This window comes from Ruminiclostridium cellobioparum subsp. termitidis CT1112 (assembly GCF_000350485.1).
Classification (GTDB): domain Bacteria; phylum Bacillota; class Clostridia; order Acetivibrionales; family DSM-1351; genus Ruminiclostridium; species Ruminiclostridium termitidis.
This window is the reverse complement of record NZ_AORV01000021.1, coordinates 17,432-36,287: the sequence shown is the minus strand read 5'-3', so window position 1 is coordinate 36,287 and position 18,856 is coordinate 17,432. Positions and strand designations below refer to the sequence as shown.

Below are 18,856 nucleotides of genomic sequence, written 5' to 3'. Positions count from 1 at the left end.
TATATTATTGGTATATCAATAATTAAACAACAGGAGGAATTTTATGAAAAGATTGGGTATTATGTTACTCTCTTTGGTTTTGTTGCTGACAACGGTGGCAGGCTGCGGAAGCGAAGGAAAGGATAGTGAAGTATCAACGGCTACAGGTTCACAATCTAAATCTTCAGCTGCTGGAAAAGTTAACGAGTACGGCTGGGAAGTTCCTGAAAAAACATTGGAGATATCCTATTATGTTGGTCAGGACAATCCTGATACAGTTGCTAAGAATTCCAAACTCATAAGCGATCTTTTGCTGGAAAAGTTTAATGTGAAATTAAACAAGATAGTTTATGACACAGATATGATTGAAAAGCTTAATCTAATGCTTGCATCCAATGACTATCCTGACGTAATCTCAAATATGAAGGTAGACGAAGCACTGAAATGGGTTGATCTCGGAAAGGCCCAGGAATTGACACCGTTGATTGATGAATATGGCCCTGAAATCAAAAAGCAAATGGGTGATTATTTAAAAAGATATGAGGATGATGACGGAAAAATCTTCAATCTTCCTGTGGGCTGGGGATTGCTTCCAATAGCAGACGCCGCAGCTCAGGTGAGATTGGATTGGTACAAGGAAATCGGTTCACCTGAATTTAAAACACCGGATGAATACTATGAAGTCTTGAAGAAACTGGTAGAAAAGCATCCTGTAAATGCTGCCGGTGAAAAGGTATACGCACTGGGAGCATGGAAAGATGATGTTTATCCTACAATGATTCCTGAGCAGCTTGGCGGAATATGGGGCTTGAAAAGAGGTTATAAAGAAGATGCTGATCATAACCTGACCCACTGGGTAAATACAGATGAAGGCCTTGAATTAACAAAATGGTACAACAGATTTGCCCGGGAAGGGTTGCTGGACCCCGATACCTTTACACAAAAGAGGGACGATTGGGGTGCCAAATGTTCAAACGAAAGATATGCAGGACATTTTGCCACCTGGTGGGTGACCAAGGATTTTGGCAACATGACCTGGTTAAAAACCAAAAAGGATTATAACGACGATATGCGTTATCCGCACTATGACATTAAGGCCCCCATTGCAGAAAAATCATATCTGAATCCAAAGAGCACAATGGGCTGGGGCAGAACCATAATTACAGATAAATGCAAAAATCCTAAAGATGTAATGAAGTGGTGGAATTTCGAAGTATCGGATATGGGAACCAAGCTGTTGTCATGGGGGATTCCGAATACTGAAACCTCAGTATGGAATCTGACTGAATCGGGAGAATGGTCCTGGAATCAAAATATGACTAAAACGCTGGAAGACAGCACTTTTGATCAGGCCAAGTTCGATTTAAACGGTGGAGTATCCTATTGGATGGTAATGGGACAACAATTACATGAAGACGGTACTCAGGCATGGATTGATCAGAACTTCCCAAGCAAATGGTTCAAGTTAAAGGATGAAAATCTAAAAGATACAGTTTTTGATTTCTCTGCTTTCTTTGCGATCTCCCTTCCTGCAGATGAGCCTGTAACAGTTGAGAATCAACAGGTCAGGGACATAGTGACTACAGGCTTTGCAAATGCTGTTATGTCAAAGACAGAAAGTGAATGTGTTGCCAAATTTATGGAAATGCGGGAAAAAGCAAGCAAGGCAGGCCTCAAGGAAGTTGAGGATTTTTATTCACAACAGTACAAAAAGAATCTGGTAAAGTGGAACATGGAGTAATGGCACAGTAATTTTACATACAAGGTATGCAAGAGGGAGTTTAATGCTCCCTCTTGCCTTAAATTTAATATTAATGAAACTATAAAAAACTGAAAGGGAAAAGATGGAATATGAGTGATATTATTATAGACAATATGCCGGTTAACCCGAAACAAAGCAAATTCAGGCATATTTTTAAAACAGTAAAAAAAGAAAGGCAGCTATGGATTCTATGTATTCCCTTGGTGGCATGGGTTGCTACCTTCGCCTATTACCCCATGTATGGAATTATTATTGCTTTTATAAAATATGTACCCGGTAAACCGTTTTTGGATTGCCAGTGGGTTGGTTTGAAATATTTCCAGCAGTTTTTTGAGTCGCCCGATTTGTTTTTAATTCTTAGAAATACTTTGGCTATAAGCGGACTGGACCTTTTATTTGGATTTCCTGCACCTATTTTACTTGCAATTCTTATAAATGAACTTGCCTTTAAACGGTTTAAGAAATTTGCTCAAACCGTTTCATATATGCCTCATTTCGTATCCTGGGTCGTTGTATCAAGTATAATGTTTACCACTTTAGGTACGGATGGTGTTTTTAATGAGGTTTTACAATTGTTGGGAATAGTACATGAACCTGTTGCCTTTCTCAGTAAAGGAGAATATTTCTGGGGATTGATTACAATATCCAATATATGGAAGGGGATTGGCTGGGGTTCAATTATTTATCTATCTGCCATAGCAGGAATTGATGAAGAACTTTATCAAGCCGGCGCCGTTGACGGACTGGGGCGTTTCGGTATGATCTGGCATATTCTGTTGCCTGGTATAAAGACAACCATTGTGCTTCTCTTTATTTTGCAGATAGGCGGTATTCTGAATGCAGGTTTTGAACAGCAGCTTTTAATCGGTAACAGCCAGACAAGAGAATATTATGATGTAATTGACACGTATGCATATAGATATGGAATTCAGCTCGGTCGCTATTCGTACGGTGCGGCAATCGGTCTGATGAAATCAGCTATAGGACTTAGTCTCGTTTTGATTACAAATAAAATTGCTAAAAAAGTCAGTGACTTATCAATTATATAGGAGTGGGAAAATGAAAAAATACTATAAGGACACAATAGGGAGCAGAATTTTTGATATATTTAATGTGGTATTTATGATTGTCTTTTGTTTTTTTGTTATATACCCCTTTTATAATCAGTTTGTTATATCTTTAAATGAAGGAACTGATGCAATGAGAGGAGGCTTATATTTCTATCCAAGAAAGATTTCCTTTGAAGGATATCATTGGCTGTTTCAAAATCCGCACCTGTTAAAAGGTGCAGTGATTTCCATATTCAGGGTGCTGGTAGGAACAGGTACCTGTCTTTTTGCAACGGGGCTTCTGGCTTATATTGTAACCTTGAGGGATTTCTCGGGAAGAAGATTCATGAGGGTTCTGTTTGTTGTGACAATGTACTTCAGCGGCGGACTGATACCTACATACCTGTTGATCAGCAGCCTTGGCCTGACAAACAGCTTTAATGTCTATTGGATTCCAGGTTTGATAAATGCGTATTATATGTTATTGATTGCTTCATATATACAAAATTTGCCCGAGTCCATGGTGGAAGCTCCAAGAATCGACGGCTGCAGTGAACTGAGAATATACTGTCAGATTATCCTCCCCTTATCATTGCCTGTTTTCGCTGCTGTGGCAGTCTATTTGGCAGTCCAGCACTGGAACGCCTGGTTTGATGTTATGATATATAATCCTTCCGGAAGGTGGGATACGCTTCAGATATACCTTAGAAGGCTGCTGCTGGAAATGGATATGGTGCAGAATCTGCAGAATGAAATGCTGATCCAGTCAAAATTTAAAAATCTCAAACCTTTGACCTTCAGGGCGGCCACAACTATTGTGGTTACCGTACCCATACTGGTGGTATACCCGTTTTTGCAAAAATACTTTATAGGAGGTATTACAATTGGAGCTGTCAAGGGATAGCGGTAGCACAGGGAGATTGAAAATTTAAGATGATTTAAATAATGTAATAATGGAGTTTATTTTTGAAAGGAGAAAAACTATAATGACAGAGTTGTCACATAATATGTCTGACCTTGACGCTGTTAAAGCAGATAAAGCCGGCATATATCTTGGAAATATATTTACGGTGGAAACAGACTTGCAATTACCTGCAGAGGGGAAATATGGTTCCGGGATTTCCTGGGAATCAAAATATTTAAATGCCATAAGCAATGAAGGTAAAGTTACACGGCCTGAAGCAGGCAAAGGTAATGCAATTGTTACACTTGTAGCTGTCGTAACCAAAGGTCAATATACCGAAAAAAGAGAATTTGAAGTGACTGTCCTGGAAAAAGAAAGTTTACGCACTATAACTGCCGTTAAGGAATACAACATTCAATGCGGGATGGGATATATCCCAAGGCTCCCCAAAGTGGCCATAGTTGTGAAGGATGATGGAACCTCCGGTATAGCCGAAGTAGAGTGGGAAGCAATCAACGAGTCCTGTTGCCAAAAGCCGGGATTAATTAAAGTCTTCGGAACAGTATCAGGAACCGGCTTGAAGGCAGCGGCCAATGTAAAAGTAGTTTCAGAGGAAACAGAGGCAGATCCTGAAGCTGGCAGTATTCCGTATAAAAGAGCAGCAGAACCGTTTGAACTGAGCAATGTGACCATAGAGGATAAAGTCTTCTCGGCAGGAAGAGACAGGGATTATCAATATCTTTTGTCCGTTAATGACGACCAGCTGCTTTACAATTTCCGTGAGGCGTCGGGGCTGGATACAAAAAATGCTCCGACCGCAGAGGGCTGGGATGCTCCCGACTGCAATCTGAGAGGGCACACAACCGGGCATTATCTATCTGCTATAGCTCAGGCATATGCCGGTTCCCAGGATGAGAAATTCAAGAAAAAAATTGATTACATGATATCCGAATTGGGAAAATGCCAGGCTGCAATGGCGGCGTCAGGTAAATTCAGCCCCGGATTTCTAAGCGGTTATTCCGAGGAACAATTTGACAAATTGGAGGAACTGACCACATATCCCCAAATATGGGCGCCTTATTACACACTGCATAAGATAATGGCAGGACTGGTTGATTGCTACGTACATGCCCGAAACAAACAGGCGCTTGATATTTGTACAAAGCTGGGGCATTGGGTTTATAACAGATTGAACAGGCTGACCGAAGAAAAACGGGCTAAAATGTGGGCTTTGTATATTGCAGGCGAGTTTGGAGGAATAAACGGGGTAATGGCCAGACTTTACGGTTTAACCGGAAACCAGGAGTTCCTGAAAGCGGCAGAATTTTTTGACAATGACAAACTATATGTGCCAATGGCTGAAAATATTGACACACTTGGAGGAATTCATTCAAATCAGCATATTCCGCAGGTAGTTGGTGTTATGGAAATGTTCCTGCAAAACAAAAAACCGTATTATTATAAAGTTGCAAAAAACTTCTGGGACATGGTTGTCAGCAGCCACACTTATAATATAGGCGGTAACGGTGAGGGTGAAATGTTCAGGGCAGCCGGCAGGATTGCAAGATATATCGGTGATAAGACTGCTGAGACCTGTTCTACATACAACATGTTAAAGCTTACAAGGGACCTGTTCTTCCACAGTCCCGAACCCAGGTATATGGACTACTATGAAAGAGCTCTCTACAATCACATAATTGCATCCCAGGACCAGAGTGCTCCAAATGGCGGTTCAACATACTTTATGCCTTTATGCCCCGGTTCCCGCAAGGAGTTTGATACCGATGGCAACACCTGCTGCCACGGCACGGGGATGGAAAATCACACAAAGTATCAGGACTCAATTTATTTTCATTCGGCTGATAAATCGGCTTTATACGTTAATTTATATATGGCTTCAACTCTCGTATGGAAGGAAAAGGGTTTTAAAATAACCCAAACCGGCGATTATCTGACTGATCAGGCAATAAAGATTCTGATTGACGGAAGCGGAAAACTTGATATAAAGTTACGGGTACCATATTGGATCGAAAAAGGTTTCACGGTAAAAATAAATGGTACGGTTCAGAATATTGCCGCTCAAGTCGGAAGCTATGTAACACTGTCAAGGGAATGGAACAGGGGAGATCAGCTTGAAATATCAACGCCATTTACTTTCCGTGCAGAGAGGACTCCCGACGATCAGTCCGTTGCGTCTATTATGTACGGGCCACTGGTAATGGTGGGAATAAGTGAGGTTGATAAGTACATAGAGCTTACTCTGGATTCAGAGGATATATCAAAGTCATTTATTCCTGCGGGAGATCCGTTGAATTTTATTACCGGCGGCCTTTTCATGGTTCCGAATTTTTCAGCTTATAATGTGGCGTACCATGCATACTTCAAGATAAAATATGCAGGTGATTAATAGCTTGGACCCGTAGTGCCGGTTAAATTGTCGCTCAACTTTCCAGAGGCACAGTTTATGCTGATTATGCAGGTACGTGAGTACAACTTCAAGCTATGGATTAGCACGGTAAAAGTGCTTACTGAAATTTGTAAGTGAACAATAAGTATTTTTGTCGTCAAATTGACAGGATGTAAATTTGAGCAGCACACGAGACACGGATGTCGAGTTGCTGCGACGGCAAGAAAATACTTATTGTGAACCGTACTATTTCACGTAAGCGATTTGTGTGCAATCTATAGCTTGAAGTTAGTATGGAAGTACCTGTATATTTTCCTTTTAACTGTGCATCCTTATTTTATGAAGTTAGTGCGGAAAGTTACCATTTGATTCAGGTTAAACCTATCTGTAAAGCCAAAGCACAAATCGGCACAGTAAGTTAAGTTATTAATCAACTTTAAAACCTTCCCAGCAGGTATCTTGAGAATCCGAACTTAAATCTGCCGGATTTCTCAAATATTAATTCCAGTAAGACGTTAATGAATTCAAGAGTCTGTTCAATCTCTTTATGAGTTAAAGGATCACGGCTGTATCTGGCTTTTACGTAGTACCCGGAAATTTTAGTGAAACTGGTTTTATTGAAAGAAAAGCTCTTGATATCAAAGATTTTTTCAACCCTTTCACTGAACTGGGTGGGCGTTTCACCCGGATGTAGTGTAACCCCCTGGAATTTCAGGGCTTTTAAAATATAGCTATAGGCAATCAACATTGAAGAATTGGGATCGCCTTTTTTAATTTTCCTCTGAAGATTATAAAACTTAAAGTAATTGATTGAGGCAATTGTACCCATGACCAGCACAATCAAACCTATGGCAGCCGAAATAATAATTAAGGTCAATACCGGTTTTTTCATCCCGGAGTCAGTTTCAGTCTCAGTATCAAAGTCATAAGTTACCGCAGCTCCCTGATTTCTGTACCTGTCCATCATTTCCATATAGTCATTGTAGCCTGTATCCAGCATATCACTGCTGATGGTGGCAGAAATTGTCCTGTCGTTGTACAGGTTTGCAACAAAAGGGGAGGTTGGTTCGAAGGGTATCCAGCCAAATCCGTCAAAATAAACTTCAACCCATGCATGGGCCTGTTGATTTGTAACCTTATATACCCCGTCCTTTTTTTCAGGGGGTAAAATATATCCCTCAACATATCTGGCCGGTATATCCAGGCATCTCAGCAGCACTGTCATAGCCGAGGCATAATAGGTGCAGTAGCCCTTTTTGCCGTCAAAAAGGAAATAGTCCACAAAATCCCGGCTTCTGGGAGGAGTTCCGGGAGCCAGGGTATAGGGATAATTTTTTGAAAGGTAAGTTTCGATTGCCTTGGCCCTGTCATAGTTGTTGCTTTTATCTTTTGTAATTTCCTGCGCAAGCTCTCTGACCCTGGGTGTAACGGTATCGGGAAGCCGGGTGTAATTTGTGTAAATCGAGTCGGCAGTATCATTGATATTTGAAGCCGGAGCAGCGTTGGAATCATTAATATCCGTACTTCCGGCCGGAGTTGCAGAGTCGGAATTGAGTATCCTTACATTATATTGATTCCGGATGCTGGTCCTGACATCTGATTTACTGCTTTTTCTCAGCAAGTCAATCAGCTTTTCACTTTTAAGGTTCAAATTAAAATATCTAAGGTTGTAGGAGAAGCCCTTACCTTTAATATCTTTTGTGGAAAGCATCTGCTCATTATCCAGAAGTACCTCCTGCGGTGACCTGAACTTTAAATTGTAAGCTTTGACCGGCATGAATATTGATTTTGTTTTCATATTTACAAATTCAACTTCTGCAGCTGAACTTTCAAAATAGTCATTTTGATTCATATCCAGTGAAAAAGTTCTGCCTTTAAGAGCTGATAAAAGACCCATAAACATTAGAGAAGTGTCGGAATTGAACTGTCTGTCATATACCAGTCCCAAACCCAGGGAATTAAAATTGCCTTCGTCGGTATACCAGCGGTGCCCGTCATAGTTAACCTTTGAAGCAGCGCGTAAATACAGGTTTGAATGGTCGGTTTTAACATTCATAACATGGGTGTTGTTCAGTTTGAGATTTCCACCTAATTTGTCGGTTTTTCCGAAACCTGAGATGCCAAATGAGAAATAATCAAAGGAAGAAACATCAACACCCGAAAATTTATTGATAACCCTGTCTATGGTTTTATCTATTCTGGTATCCAGCCAGGGAATGGAAAAACGTCCCTGGTTAAGAGGGAACATGAAGGTTATGGCTATAACTATAATACAGACGGGTAATATGTAAATAAGATATTTGATTCTGTTTCCGGCATCATAGGTTTTCTCTCCGTTTCTTTTCTGCAATATATAAAAGAAATAATACAGCAGGAAGGAGAAAATAAAGAGTACAAATGACAAATCGCTTCCTGAAATATTCAGCTGGAGCTGAACAAAGAAGATGCTGAAGAACATTATGGTGGTTACATAAAAGTTGTAAAATTTAATGGTGAATATAAAAACAAACAGAGTAATGATAAATGCTGTTGAGAGTATTGTTATTGTGGTAAAGACCGGGACGGAAATGTCCTTATAACCGTTGGTTATATCCACAAACCAGATGGAATACCGGTTCAACCAGATCAATGCACTTTCAATACCGGTTTTAAAAATAATTACTGCAGATCCGGCTGTCAGTATCACAGCAATTAAAATACAGGATACCAGTGATGAAAGTTTAGTTCTGAACATAACAAAAAACAGCAGGGTGATAGGTATTACGGCAATAAATATCATCAGGCTGAGAGTGCGGGTCATGAACAATGAAGTATAAAGTGTCTGGCTGATGCTCGCCGACATAAGCATAACGAGTATTAAATTGGCAAGCATTCCGAATTTATTTTCACGTGTCATCAGTCTAACCCCCCAGTACCATTTTTATATCATCGTCAGGATTGACGGTATATGCTCTTACACCTATTTCAGGCAGGATATCCAGGATGTCATTTACCACTTCAAATTTCTCGGTGACAAGATTTTTAGGAGAAATATATATCAGACAGATTGAATGATTGGACATCTGAGCCTTGTAAATAACATTATAGAGGTCAACATCAAGAATGCTTGTAAGGATTATCATATCATTGGTGTTATTGCTGCTTTCGTAATGAAGCGATACAATGTCTGCCAACGGAACCTTCTGATTGAAGGGTACGTTGGATAAGGTTTTATAAATGTACTCAAATTCATGCCTGTTGGAAGCCTTTAAAATCTCTATTTTATCATCAAAGTACGTGTAGTTGACGGATATACCCTTATGGAGATAATAATTGAATACCGCAACAGCTGCTTCGATTATCTTATCTTCCAGAACGATTGTAATCTCACCCGGATACGGATTTTGCCTTAGATCTATAAGTATATTGACATTTGCATCGGAAGTACACTGGTAATTTTTAATCATCCAGTTATTGCTTCTGGCTGACAATTTCCAGTGTATCTTTCTGAAACTGTCACCATGCTGATACAGCCTCATATCCTTAATATTATTCACATCTTCAACCGCACCCTGGGATGAGCTTTGTGATTCAAAACTGTTTGTTGTAAATACATCAAACTTAGTCAGATGTTCAATTTTGGGAAACACAATAATTTTTTTTGTTTCCGGCAGTTTATATTTTAACCTTATAAGGCCGAGAAAGTCCTCAATATGAATATCACTTATTCCCACCTCATATTCACCTCTGTACCTGCATTCCATGTCAAAAATAAATTCCTTCTTTGAAAAAGGGGTAATTGACAGGCTTTGTGAGTAGGTTTCAGCATTGAAAAGAGTATGTGAGCCAAAAAAGGACACATAAACATAGGGGTAAATTATAAAGTCTTCATTGCTGAGCTTGACCACAAGCTTTACAGATTCTCCCTTGGTTATTACTCTTTTATTGATATCCTGAACAAATTTAAAGCGGGCATAGACGTAAATGGTGTAACCAATGGAGAAAATGAGCAGTGACAACAGTGAAAAAAAGAAAAAGGAAGGAGCAAAGCCTCCGAAATTGTACCGGAATATAATGGCCAGTATAAATAAAAATATAAATGTTATCCTATTTTTTCTCATAATTATCTACCAAAGGTATATAAACCTTGTCTATAATATTGGTTAAAATATCAAGTGCGGACATTTTCTTTAATTTAGCTTCCTGCTTGAGAATAATACGGTGTGAGAGGGTGGGGAGCAGCATTTTTTTTATGTCTTCCGGAAGCACGTAATCTCTTCCGTGGTAATATGCCCAGGCCTGAGCCGCACGGCAAACCGCAAGAGAACCTCGGGGACTTGAGCCCAGGGCAATGTAATCATTTTTTCTTGTCATATTGACAATGTCTACAACATAGTTTTTCAGTGTTTTATCCAAATAAACCTGCTTAACTTCATTTTGAATATTCAGAATGTCCGAGCTCTCGGCAACCGGTTCAAGAGTTTCCAGAGGATTATCCTGAAGGAATCTGGATAAGATATAAACTTCTTCACCGGCCTGGGGATAGCCCAGGGATATTTTCAAAAAGAAACGGTCCATTTGAGCTTCGGGCAAAGGATATGTGCCGATATACTCGATGGGGTTCTGGGTTGCCAATACCATAAAGGGCCTGGGAAGTTTATACGTGGTGCCGTCAACCGTGACCTGGTTTTCTTCCATTATCTCAAGAAGACTGGATTGGGTTTTTGGTGAGGTCCTGTTTATTTCATCGGCCAATAAAATCTGACACATTGCACTTCCGGGTCTGAATTCAAATTCGCAGGTTTTTTGATTATATATGGAGAAGCCCGTTATATCTGAAGGGAGAACGTCCGGGGTAAACTGAATTCTTTTGAAGGAAGCAGAGACTGACTTTGCCAATGCGGATACCATACTGGTTTTACCGACTCCCGGAACATCTTCCAGCAATACGTGTCCGTTGCAAACCAGAGCAACCAGCGTCAGTTCTATCGCATTTCTCTTACCGACAATAACCTTTTCGACATTGTCGGCAATTTTTCTTAAAAGAGCAGAGTTGTTGTTCATTGCATCATCTCCTTCGTTAATACAAGTATATAGTAATTATATTATTTTGTTGCAATTTATTCCATATAATTTATGTCTATATAATCGGACAAAAAATTATTAATTTATCATATATAAATTAAATATTGTAAATAATTATGAAATATGCTAAAATACCAAAGGTACAATTTTTCAACCATTAACTACGTTTTTGGGTTCTCCATCCAATTACCTGGTTTATGGCGTTTAACATTATTTATAATTGGAGGTTACAACATGTTTAAGGAAGTAAAACAGGAAATTATTTCAAAGTATCAGCTTCATGAAGGTGATACAGGTTCACCGGAGGTTCAGGTTGCCATTCTTACAGAAAGAATCAATCACCTCAATGATCATTTAAAGACTCACAAGAAGGATCACCACTCAAGAAGAGGACTTCTTAAGATGGTTGGTGCCAGAAGAGGTTTGTTAAACTATCTTCAAAAAAATGATATTGAAAGATATCGTGCAATTATTGAGAAACTTGGTCTAAGAAAGTAATAATTATAGAACAGGCAGGCTGAGGCCTGCCTGTTTTCTAGTTCACTTTCTGCAGATTACCGTACATATTTTTGTGGTAAAATTTAAATATTTTACAATGAAATAAGAAATAAAAAAGAAGAAATAATATTAATGTCGCATATGGCTATGGACGGTAGAAGGTAGATTGTACGTCAAAACGGTTTGGCGCAGAATCTACATGCTACAGTCTATAGTTTTAAATAGCATATGAAAAACCAATTAAAAAAACTTAGGAGGACTAGCATGTTTAAAACATTTAGTATGGAACTGGCCGGCAGAACACTTTCGGTTGAAACCGGAAAGCTGGCTCAGCTGGCAAACGGAGCCGCAATGATAAGATATGGTGACACTGTGATAATGTCAACAGCCACAGCATCTGCATCACCAAGGGAAGGAATAGACTTCTTCCCCTTAAGTGTGGACTATGAAGAACGTTTATATGCCGTAGGCAAAATACCCGGCGGTTTCATAAAGAGAGAAGGAAAGCCTTCAGAAAAGGCCATATTGACTTCAAGAGTTATTGACAGACCTATCAGACCGCTTTTCCCAAAGGATTTGAGAAATGATGTTGCCGTCGTAAATACCGTAATGTCGGTGGAACAGGACAATTCACCTGAAATAGCTGCCATGATCGGCGCATCAATTGCAATAAGCATTTCCGACATACCCTTCAACGGACCTATCGGCGGTGTGGTTTTAGGTTTGATTGATAATGAAGTTTTTATAAATCCAACTGAAGAGCAGCGCGCAAAGAGCAAAATGTATGTTACCCTTGCAGGAACAAAGGAAAAGATAACAATGATCGAAGCAGGTGCCGACATTGTTCCTGATGATATAATGCTGGATGCCATAAAAAAGGGTCATGAAGAGATCAAAAAAATATGTGATTTTATAAATGATATTGTAAAAGAAATCGGTAAGCCCAAATTTGCTTATGAATCGGCAGAAGTACCTGCAGACCTGTTTGCAGCCGTAAAGGCCTTTGGTTATGAAACAATGCGTGAAGCGGTGCTGGCAACCGACAAACAGGACAGGGACGAGAAAGTAAACAAGCTGACCGAGGAAACTCAGGCTGCACTTGCCGAACAATTCCCCGAAATGCAGGCAAAAATCAATGATGCAATCTACAAGCTTGAAAAGAAAGTAGTCCGTGAATACATCCTCAAGGAAAGTAAACGTGTTGACGGAAGACGTCTTGATGAAATAAGACCGCTCTCGGCAGAAGTAGGCGTACTCCCAAGAACTCATGGTTCAGGGCTTTTCCAGAGAGGACAGACCCAGGTATTGACAACCGTAACCCTTGGTGCCATGGGAGATGTACAGATGCTGGACGGTATTGATACGGAAGAAACCAAGAGATACATGCACCACTACAATTTCCCCGGCTACAGTGTAGGTGAGGCAAAGACTTCAAGAGGACCCGGAAGAAGAGAAATCGGCCATGGTGCTCTTGCTGAGAGATCACTTGTACCTGTAATTCCGTCGGAACAGGAATTCCCATATGCTTTCAGACTTGTATCGGAAGTTCTGATGTCAAACGGCTCCACTTCACAGGGAAGTGTGTGCGGCAGTACTCTGGCGCTGATGGATGCAGGTGTGCCTATTAAGGCTCCTGTTGCAGGTATTTCTGCAGGTTTGGTAATAGATGAAGAAAATCCTGACAATTTCATTACCTTTATGGATATCCAGGGCATAGAAGATTTCTTCGGAGACATGGACTTCAAGGTTGCAGGTACTGTTGAAGGTATCACTGCCATCCAGATGGATATAAAGGTTGACGGACTTACCTATGAAATCATCCGCCAGGCCTTTGAACTCACCAGAAATGGCCGTATCCAGATAATAAACGATGTCATGCTGAAGGCAATTCCGGCTCCCAGAAAAGAGCTGTCGGATTACGCGCCAAAGATAATTACAACAAATATAGATCCTGAAAAGATCAGAGATGTTATCGGACCAGGCGGAAAAATGATCAACAAGATCATAGCTGAAACCGGTGTCAAGATCGACATAGAAGAGGACGGAAGAGTATATATACTGACTCCTGATGCGGCAGCAGCTCAAAAGGCGCTCAAAATAATCCACGGAATAGCAAAGGATATCGAACCTGGCGAAATTTACATGGGTAAAGTAGTGAGGATCACCACTTTTGGTGCCTTTGTAGAAATATTACCCGGAAAAGACGGACTTGTTCACATTTCAAAGCTTGACAAGAAGAGAGTAGATAAGGTCGAAGATGTGGTTAATATCGGAGATGAGATCCTTGTTAAAGTTACAGAAATAGACAAGCAGGGCAGAATAAATCTTTCAAGAAAAGATGCAATGACCGATGAAAGCAGCGAAGAAGCAAACAAGCAAAATAACTAAATTAATCAGTAAAAGGAACTATTGCAATATTTGAGATATATTATACAAAAAAATTTACTATAACATATATTATATAGTGCTTTAAATGTAAATTCGGGCGTAGACACAGCAGTTTACGCCCAGTTTACTATTTCTGATATGTTATTTGTATATAAGGCAAAAATATTTAGAACAGCATTTGGAGGACTTGATGTTTAAAAAAATCTTATTAGATAATGGCTTGAGGTTGGTATATGAAAAAATTTCTTACGTAAGATCAGTCTCAGTCGGCATTTGGGTGGGTACCGGTTCCAGAAATGAAAGTGTAAAAAACAATGGCATTTCCCATTTTATTGAGCACATGCTCTTCAAAGGTACCGCCAACCGTTCTGCAAAGGAAATAGCTGAATGTATTGATGCTATCGGTGGTCAGATAAATGCATTTACCGGTAAGGAATGCACCTGTTACTACACCAAGACACTGGATACCCATTTGGGCATTTCTCTGGATATTTTATCGGATATGCTGTTCAATTCCAGGTTTGCCGGCAACGATATTAAAATTGAGAAAAAAGTTGTTGTTGAAGAAATCGGAATGTATGAGGATACTCCCGAGGAGCTGGTTCATGACATATTTTCCGAAATGGTTTGGAGCGGGAACTCACTGGGTTATCCCATACTGGGAACTCAGGACTGCATAGACGGGTTCAACAAAAAAATGATAAATCAATATATGGAGGATAACTATACTCCGTACAATACAGTAATTTCAGTAGCGGGTAACTTCGATGAAGACCGGCTTATTGAAGATGTGAAGAAATATTTCGGAAACTGGAGCCGCACCGGAGAAAACGCCAGGAAATATCAGACCGCCCAATACCGTACCGACAAGGTAATAAGGGAGAAGGATACCGAGCAGGTTCACTTATGTATGGGCTTTGAAGGTATCGAAAACGGGGATGACAGGGTTTACTCACTGTTGGCTTTGAACAATATATTCGGCGGAGGAATGAGTTCACGGCTCTTTCAAAAAATAAGAGAAGAAAAGGGCCTTGTATACTCCATCTATTCATATCCGTCAACCTATAAAACTGCCGGATTATTTATGATTTATGCAGGCATGAATCCGGAATATCTCCAGACAGTTATCGACCTGACAAAAAAGGAAATAGACCTTTTAATCAAAAAGGGCATTACAAAGGATGAACTTGATAAATCAAAGGAGCAGCTCAAGGGCAATTATATCCTTGGCCTTGAGAGTACCAACAGCAGGATGAACAGTATTGGAAAGTCGGAGCTCATGCTTGGACGGATAAATACACCTGAAGAAGTACTTCAAAAAATGGACAGGATAACAATAGATAATATCAGAGAAGTAATTGATATGATTTTTAGATATGACAAATTAAGCATGTCGGCAGTGGGAAATTTAAAAAAACAAATTGAAATATAGAGACATCTTAGAAAAGATAAAATTTAATATATGCTTCTGCTTTTTAACGGCACGAAGAAAAAAATAAATCATTCAGGTTAATCGGATGATTTATTTTTTTGCACCCGTTTGGACAGGCACTAGGTATTTGTCCAATACATAAAATATACTAGTCGTCATAAATAGTTAAATATCCGGTCCGGGGAACGGGAGGGTCTACCAGTGGTTGAAAAGAAAAAATTTAGTATTATCGGAGGAGATCTGAGGAATGTAAAATTGGCCGAATTTATTGCTGCCGAAGGTAATTCGGTTAATATATATGGATTTGACAAAGCAGGCTTTGATGTGAAAATCAAGCAAAGCAGCACTTTGGAAGAAGCCATCAATGGCTCTGATGTGATAATTGGTCCAATACCATGCTCAAACGATAACGAATTTATAAACGCACCTTTCCACAGTGAAAAAATATTGATTCATGATGTTTTTAAACTTATGACCAAGAATCAATTATTTATCGCAGGAAGAATCAGTGAAAAAATTGTACATCTTGCCCAGGTATGTAACGTATACAATGTTGATATGCTGGAAAGGGAGGAAATGGCAGTACTCAATGCAATTCCGACTGCAGAAGGTGCAATACAGATAGCAATGGAAGAAATGCCAATAACTTTACATAACAGTAATACATTGGTTCTTGGATACGGAAGGATTGGAAAGACATTGGCTAAAATGCTGCATGGCATTGGTGCAAATGTTTTTGTTGAGGCACGAAAGTATGCAGATATAGCATGGATTAAAAGCTTTGGCTATAAAACTGTTAGTTTATCAGAATTGACGCAGACTATAAAAGATATGAATGTCATATTTAATACAATTCCATCCGTCGTATTGAATAATGATATCTTGAAAACTTTAAATCCTGATTGCCTGATTATCGACCTTGCATCGAAACCGGGCGGAGTTGATTTCGATAAAGCAAAGGACCTTGGACTCAGAGCCATCTGGGCGCTGTCGCTTCCAGGAAAAGTTGCCCCTGTTACAGCTGCAGAATTTATTAAGGATACTGTATTTAATATTATAGAAGAGTTGGGGGTATAACAATGATATTGAAAGGAGTAAGAATCGGGTTTGCTGTTACAGGCTCATTTTGCACCTTTGCTAAAATAATCCCTCAGGTAGAGAATTTGGTTAACGAAGGTGCAGAAGTTATTCCAATAATATCTGAGTCTGTAAACCTGTACGATACACGGTTTAACAAAGCTGAGGATTTTAAAAACACTCTACAGGCCATAACCGGTAAACAGCCCATAAACTCTATTGTGGACGCTGAACCCATAGGTCCGAAAGCTCTGCTGGATATATTGGTTATAGCACCTTGTACCGGCAATACCATTTCTAAAATTGCAAATGCCATAACCGACAGTTCTGTTACCATGGCCTGCAAAGCGCATCTCAGAAATATGAGACCGGTTGTGATAGCTGTTTCCACCAATGACGGGCTTGGAGCAAATGCAAAAAATATCGGTATTCTGCTGAATATGAAGAATATATATATGGTTCCCTTTGGTCAGGATGACCCTATTAAGAAGTGTACATCACTGGTAGCAGATTTTGATCAGATTTTGCCCACCATTCTCAATGCACAGCAGAATTGCCAGATCCAGCCCATACTTGTTTGTAAAAAAATATGAAAAATAGGTTAAAAGGTTATAAACACCACGGAATATCAGGTTAAGCCGTGGTGTTTATTGTTACGTATTATTTTATAAAATAACTTAATAATAATATAAGATAAAAATATAGAAATTAAAATTTATTATTAAGGCGAATGCTTAACCCTTAATGGAGGATAGAGTGAATAAACAATACCGACAAAATGATGAAACCCCGGAAGGCCAGCCGCCCGAACAGCAGCAGGAACAAAACGCCAACATGCAGGAAATCAAGGAACTTGGGACAACCAACCTGCCAAATGAGGAAAGTAACATACATTGCATGTCCATTATCGGACAGATAGAAGGACACATACTGCTGCCGCCCCACAACAAAACCACAAAATATGAACATGTTATTCCTCAGCTGGTAGCCATAGAAGAGAGCAAACAAATTGAAGGACTGCTCCTGATACTGAATACAGTCGGAGGAGATGTGGAGGCAGGTCTTGCTATTTCAGAGATGGTGGCAAGCCTTTCAAAGCCGACCGTTTCACTTGTTCTGGGCGGAGGACACAGTATTGGTGTTCCAATGGCGGTTTCGGCGGATTATTCCTTCATAGCAGGCTCGGCTACAATGACAATACACCCTATAAGGCTGAACGGATTGGTAATCGGTGTACCCCAAACATATGAATATTTTGACAAGATGCAGGAAAGAGTGGTTAATTTTGTATCCAGCCATGCAAATATTAAGAAGGAAAAATTCAGGGAGCTGATGCTGAAAACCGGAGAGCTTGCCAATGATGTGGGAACTGTTCTATTTGGGGAAGAAGCTGCCAGAATTGGACTGATCAATGAGGTTGGGGGCCTGGCGGATGCCATCCGCAAACTGAAGGAACTGATTGAATTAAACAAAAAGAATACTGATTGTTCAAAGGAAGAGGGCTTGCTGCAATGATTTTATATACCATTTATGATCCTTCTGTAGTATTTCAAAATGTCGATTATTACAACCAGGAGAAATTGAACTCCGGATTTGCTGAAATGGAAGTAAACGGGGTAAGGGTCCTTGCTGCCCCGGCCCAAAATGAAGGGATGCGAATAGAGCGGCTGCTCAGTACAAATCCCATGCATTTTTTAGACCCCAGGCTCCAGCCGGGAGTGAGTATACCGGAGAAGAGGAGCCAGGGAGGATAAAAATTGTTTAACATTTATTATCTGCCATTCTTTTTCGGGGTGGTGACCTGGCCTGAGAAAAAATCAATCATCATATTTTTTCTGTAGCCCGTACCGCTGAACCTGGCAATAAGGGAGCCGTCTTCATCAAATATATCCACATCACAGCCGCATATTTTCTTACCTGCTTCAAGCTCTTTTGCTTCAGCGGTTATGACTTTCCCTTGCGGTGCCTTAAAATATGTAATACCCGTATTGATACCCACTGTGGCCAGGCCGCCTGAATTAGTTGCAGCAGCAAAGGCAAAATCCGCAAGGGTGTATATTGCTCCGCCCTGAACCACATTTAGACCGTTCAGGTGTTTTTCTGAAAGTTCAAGCCGGGTAACTGCAAAACCGGCTCCAACCCTTATCAATTCAATTCCTACATAATGGGCAAACCTGTCCCGTTCAAAAAATTTTTTTATGGCGTTTTCCAAATCCTTTTTCATCTCCCAACCCTCCAAATACATTAAGCTCTAAATATTATTTCAAATATTCATTGAATTGTAAAGATTATACAT

At 39.9% G+C, this 18,856-nt stretch carries 15 protein-coding genes; 11 read left to right on the top strand and 4 right to left on the bottom strand.

Translation table 11 applies throughout. The features are described 5' to 3' along the window. Nucleotides 1–43: 43 nt before the first annotated feature. The 4 genes from CTER_RS04650 to CTER_RS04635 all read left to right on the top strand — a co-directional run bounded on the left by CTER_RS04650 (nt 44) and on the right by CTER_RS04635 (nt 6,101). A complete protein-coding gene (locus tag CTER_RS04650) occupies nt 44–1,720 on the top strand; it encodes a type 2 periplasmic-binding domain-containing protein (protein ID WP_004624041.1) in 1,677 nt (558 codons plus the stop codon). Nucleotides 1,721–1,830: 110 nt separating this feature from the next. After that, nucleotides 1,831–2,790, top strand: a complete 960-nt coding sequence (locus CTER_RS04645) for an ABC transporter permease (RefSeq protein ID WP_004624017.1) — start codon at nt 1,831–1,833, stop codon at nt 2,788–2,790. Nucleotides 2,791–2,800: 10 nt separating this feature from the next. Next, nucleotides 2,801–3,694 (top strand): carbohydrate ABC transporter permease, encoded by an 894-nt coding sequence (locus CTER_RS04640; RefSeq protein WP_004624094.1) that lies wholly within the window; start codon nt 2,801–2,803, stop codon nt 3,692–3,694. Nucleotides 3,695–3,776: 82 nt separating this feature from the next. Continuing rightward, complete coding sequence (locus tag CTER_RS04635) at nt 3,777–6,101, top strand: beta-L-arabinofuranosidase domain-containing protein (protein ID WP_004624026.1); 2,325 nt, start codon at nt 3,777–3,779, stop codon at nt 6,099–6,101. A 436-nt stretch (nt 6,102–6,537) separates the two neighbouring features. Here the strand turns inward: CTER_RS04635 and CTER_RS04630 are convergent, their stop codons facing one another. Genes CTER_RS04630 through CTER_RS04620 form a run of 3 tightly spaced genes read right to left on the bottom strand, consistent with a single transcriptional unit; the run spans nt 6,538 to nt 11,144 of the window. Then, entirely contained in the window at nt 6,538–8,997 is a 2,460-nt protein-coding gene (locus CTER_RS04630) for a DUF4129 domain-containing transglutaminase family protein (protein WP_004624218.1), read from the bottom strand. A gap of 4 nt (nt 8,998–9,001) precedes the next feature. Beyond that, nucleotides 9,002–10,201 carry a DUF58 domain-containing protein gene (locus tag CTER_RS04625; protein WP_004624045.1) on the bottom strand — a complete coding sequence of 400 codons (1,200 nt, stop codon included), beginning with the start codon at nt 10,199–10,201 and terminating at the stop codon, nt 9,002–9,004. Further along, on the bottom strand, nt 10,188–11,144 hold the full coding sequence (locus CTER_RS04620) for an AAA family ATPase (RefSeq protein ID WP_004624215.1): 957 nt from the start codon (nt 11,142–11,144) through the stop codon (nt 10,188–10,190). The genes CTER_RS04625 and CTER_RS04620 overlap by 14 nt, the downstream gene beginning before the upstream one ends. Nucleotides 11,145–11,399: 255 nt before the next feature. Here CTER_RS04620 and rpsO point away from each other — a divergent pair, with 255 nt between their 5' ends. The 7 genes from rpsO (at nt 11,400) to CTER_RS04585 (ending at nt 18,314) form a co-directional block, all read left to right on the top strand. Further along, a complete protein-coding gene (gene rpsO / locus CTER_RS04615; protein ID WP_004624262.1) occupies nt 11,400–11,663 on the top strand; it encodes a 30S ribosomal protein S15 in 264 nt (87 codons plus the stop codon). Nucleotides 11,664–11,927: 264 nt separating this feature from the next. Further along, nucleotides 11,928–14,051 (top strand): polyribonucleotide nucleotidyltransferase, encoded by a 2,124-nt coding sequence (locus tag CTER_RS04610; protein ID WP_004624289.1) that lies wholly within the window; start codon nt 11,928–11,930, stop codon nt 14,049–14,051. 190 nt (nt 14,052–14,241) lie between these two features. Beyond that, nucleotides 14,242–15,483 carry a M16 family metallopeptidase gene (locus CTER_RS04605; RefSeq protein WP_004624077.1) on the top strand — a complete coding sequence of 414 codons (1,242 nt, stop codon included), beginning with the start codon at nt 14,242–14,244 and terminating at the stop codon, nt 15,481–15,483. A 201-nt stretch (nt 15,484–15,684) separates the two neighbouring features. Beyond that, on the top strand, nt 15,685–16,560 hold the full coding sequence (gene dpsA, locus CTER_RS04600; protein WP_004624299.1) for a dipicolinate synthase subunit DpsA: 876 nt from the start codon (nt 15,685–15,687) through the stop codon (nt 16,558–16,560). A 2-nt stretch (nt 16,561–16,562) separates the two neighbouring features. Beyond that, nucleotides 16,563–17,153 (top strand): dipicolinate synthase subunit B, encoded by a 591-nt coding sequence (locus tag CTER_RS04595; protein WP_004624082.1) that lies wholly within the window; start codon nt 16,563–16,565, stop codon nt 17,151–17,153. A 163-nt stretch (nt 17,154–17,316) separates the two neighbouring features. Further along, the gene (locus CTER_RS04590) at nt 17,317–18,075 is read left to right on the top strand and encodes a ClpP family protease (protein WP_004624005.1); all 759 of its coding nucleotides are present in this window, start codon (nt 17,317–17,319) and stop codon (nt 18,073–18,075) included. Continuing rightward, complete coding sequence (locus CTER_RS04585; RefSeq protein ID WP_004624195.1) at nt 18,072–18,314, top strand: YlzJ-like family protein; 243 nt, start codon at nt 18,072–18,074, stop codon at nt 18,312–18,314. The genes CTER_RS04590 and CTER_RS04585 overlap by 4 nt, the downstream gene beginning before the upstream one ends. A gap of 17 nt (nt 18,315–18,331) precedes the next feature. Here CTER_RS04585 and CTER_RS04580 read toward each other — a convergent pair whose 3' ends face one another. Beyond that, a complete protein-coding gene (locus tag CTER_RS04580) occupies nt 18,332–18,784 on the bottom strand; it encodes a PaaI family thioesterase (RefSeq protein WP_004623997.1) in 453 nt (150 codons plus the stop codon). Nucleotides 18,785–18,856 lie beyond the last annotated feature (72 nt).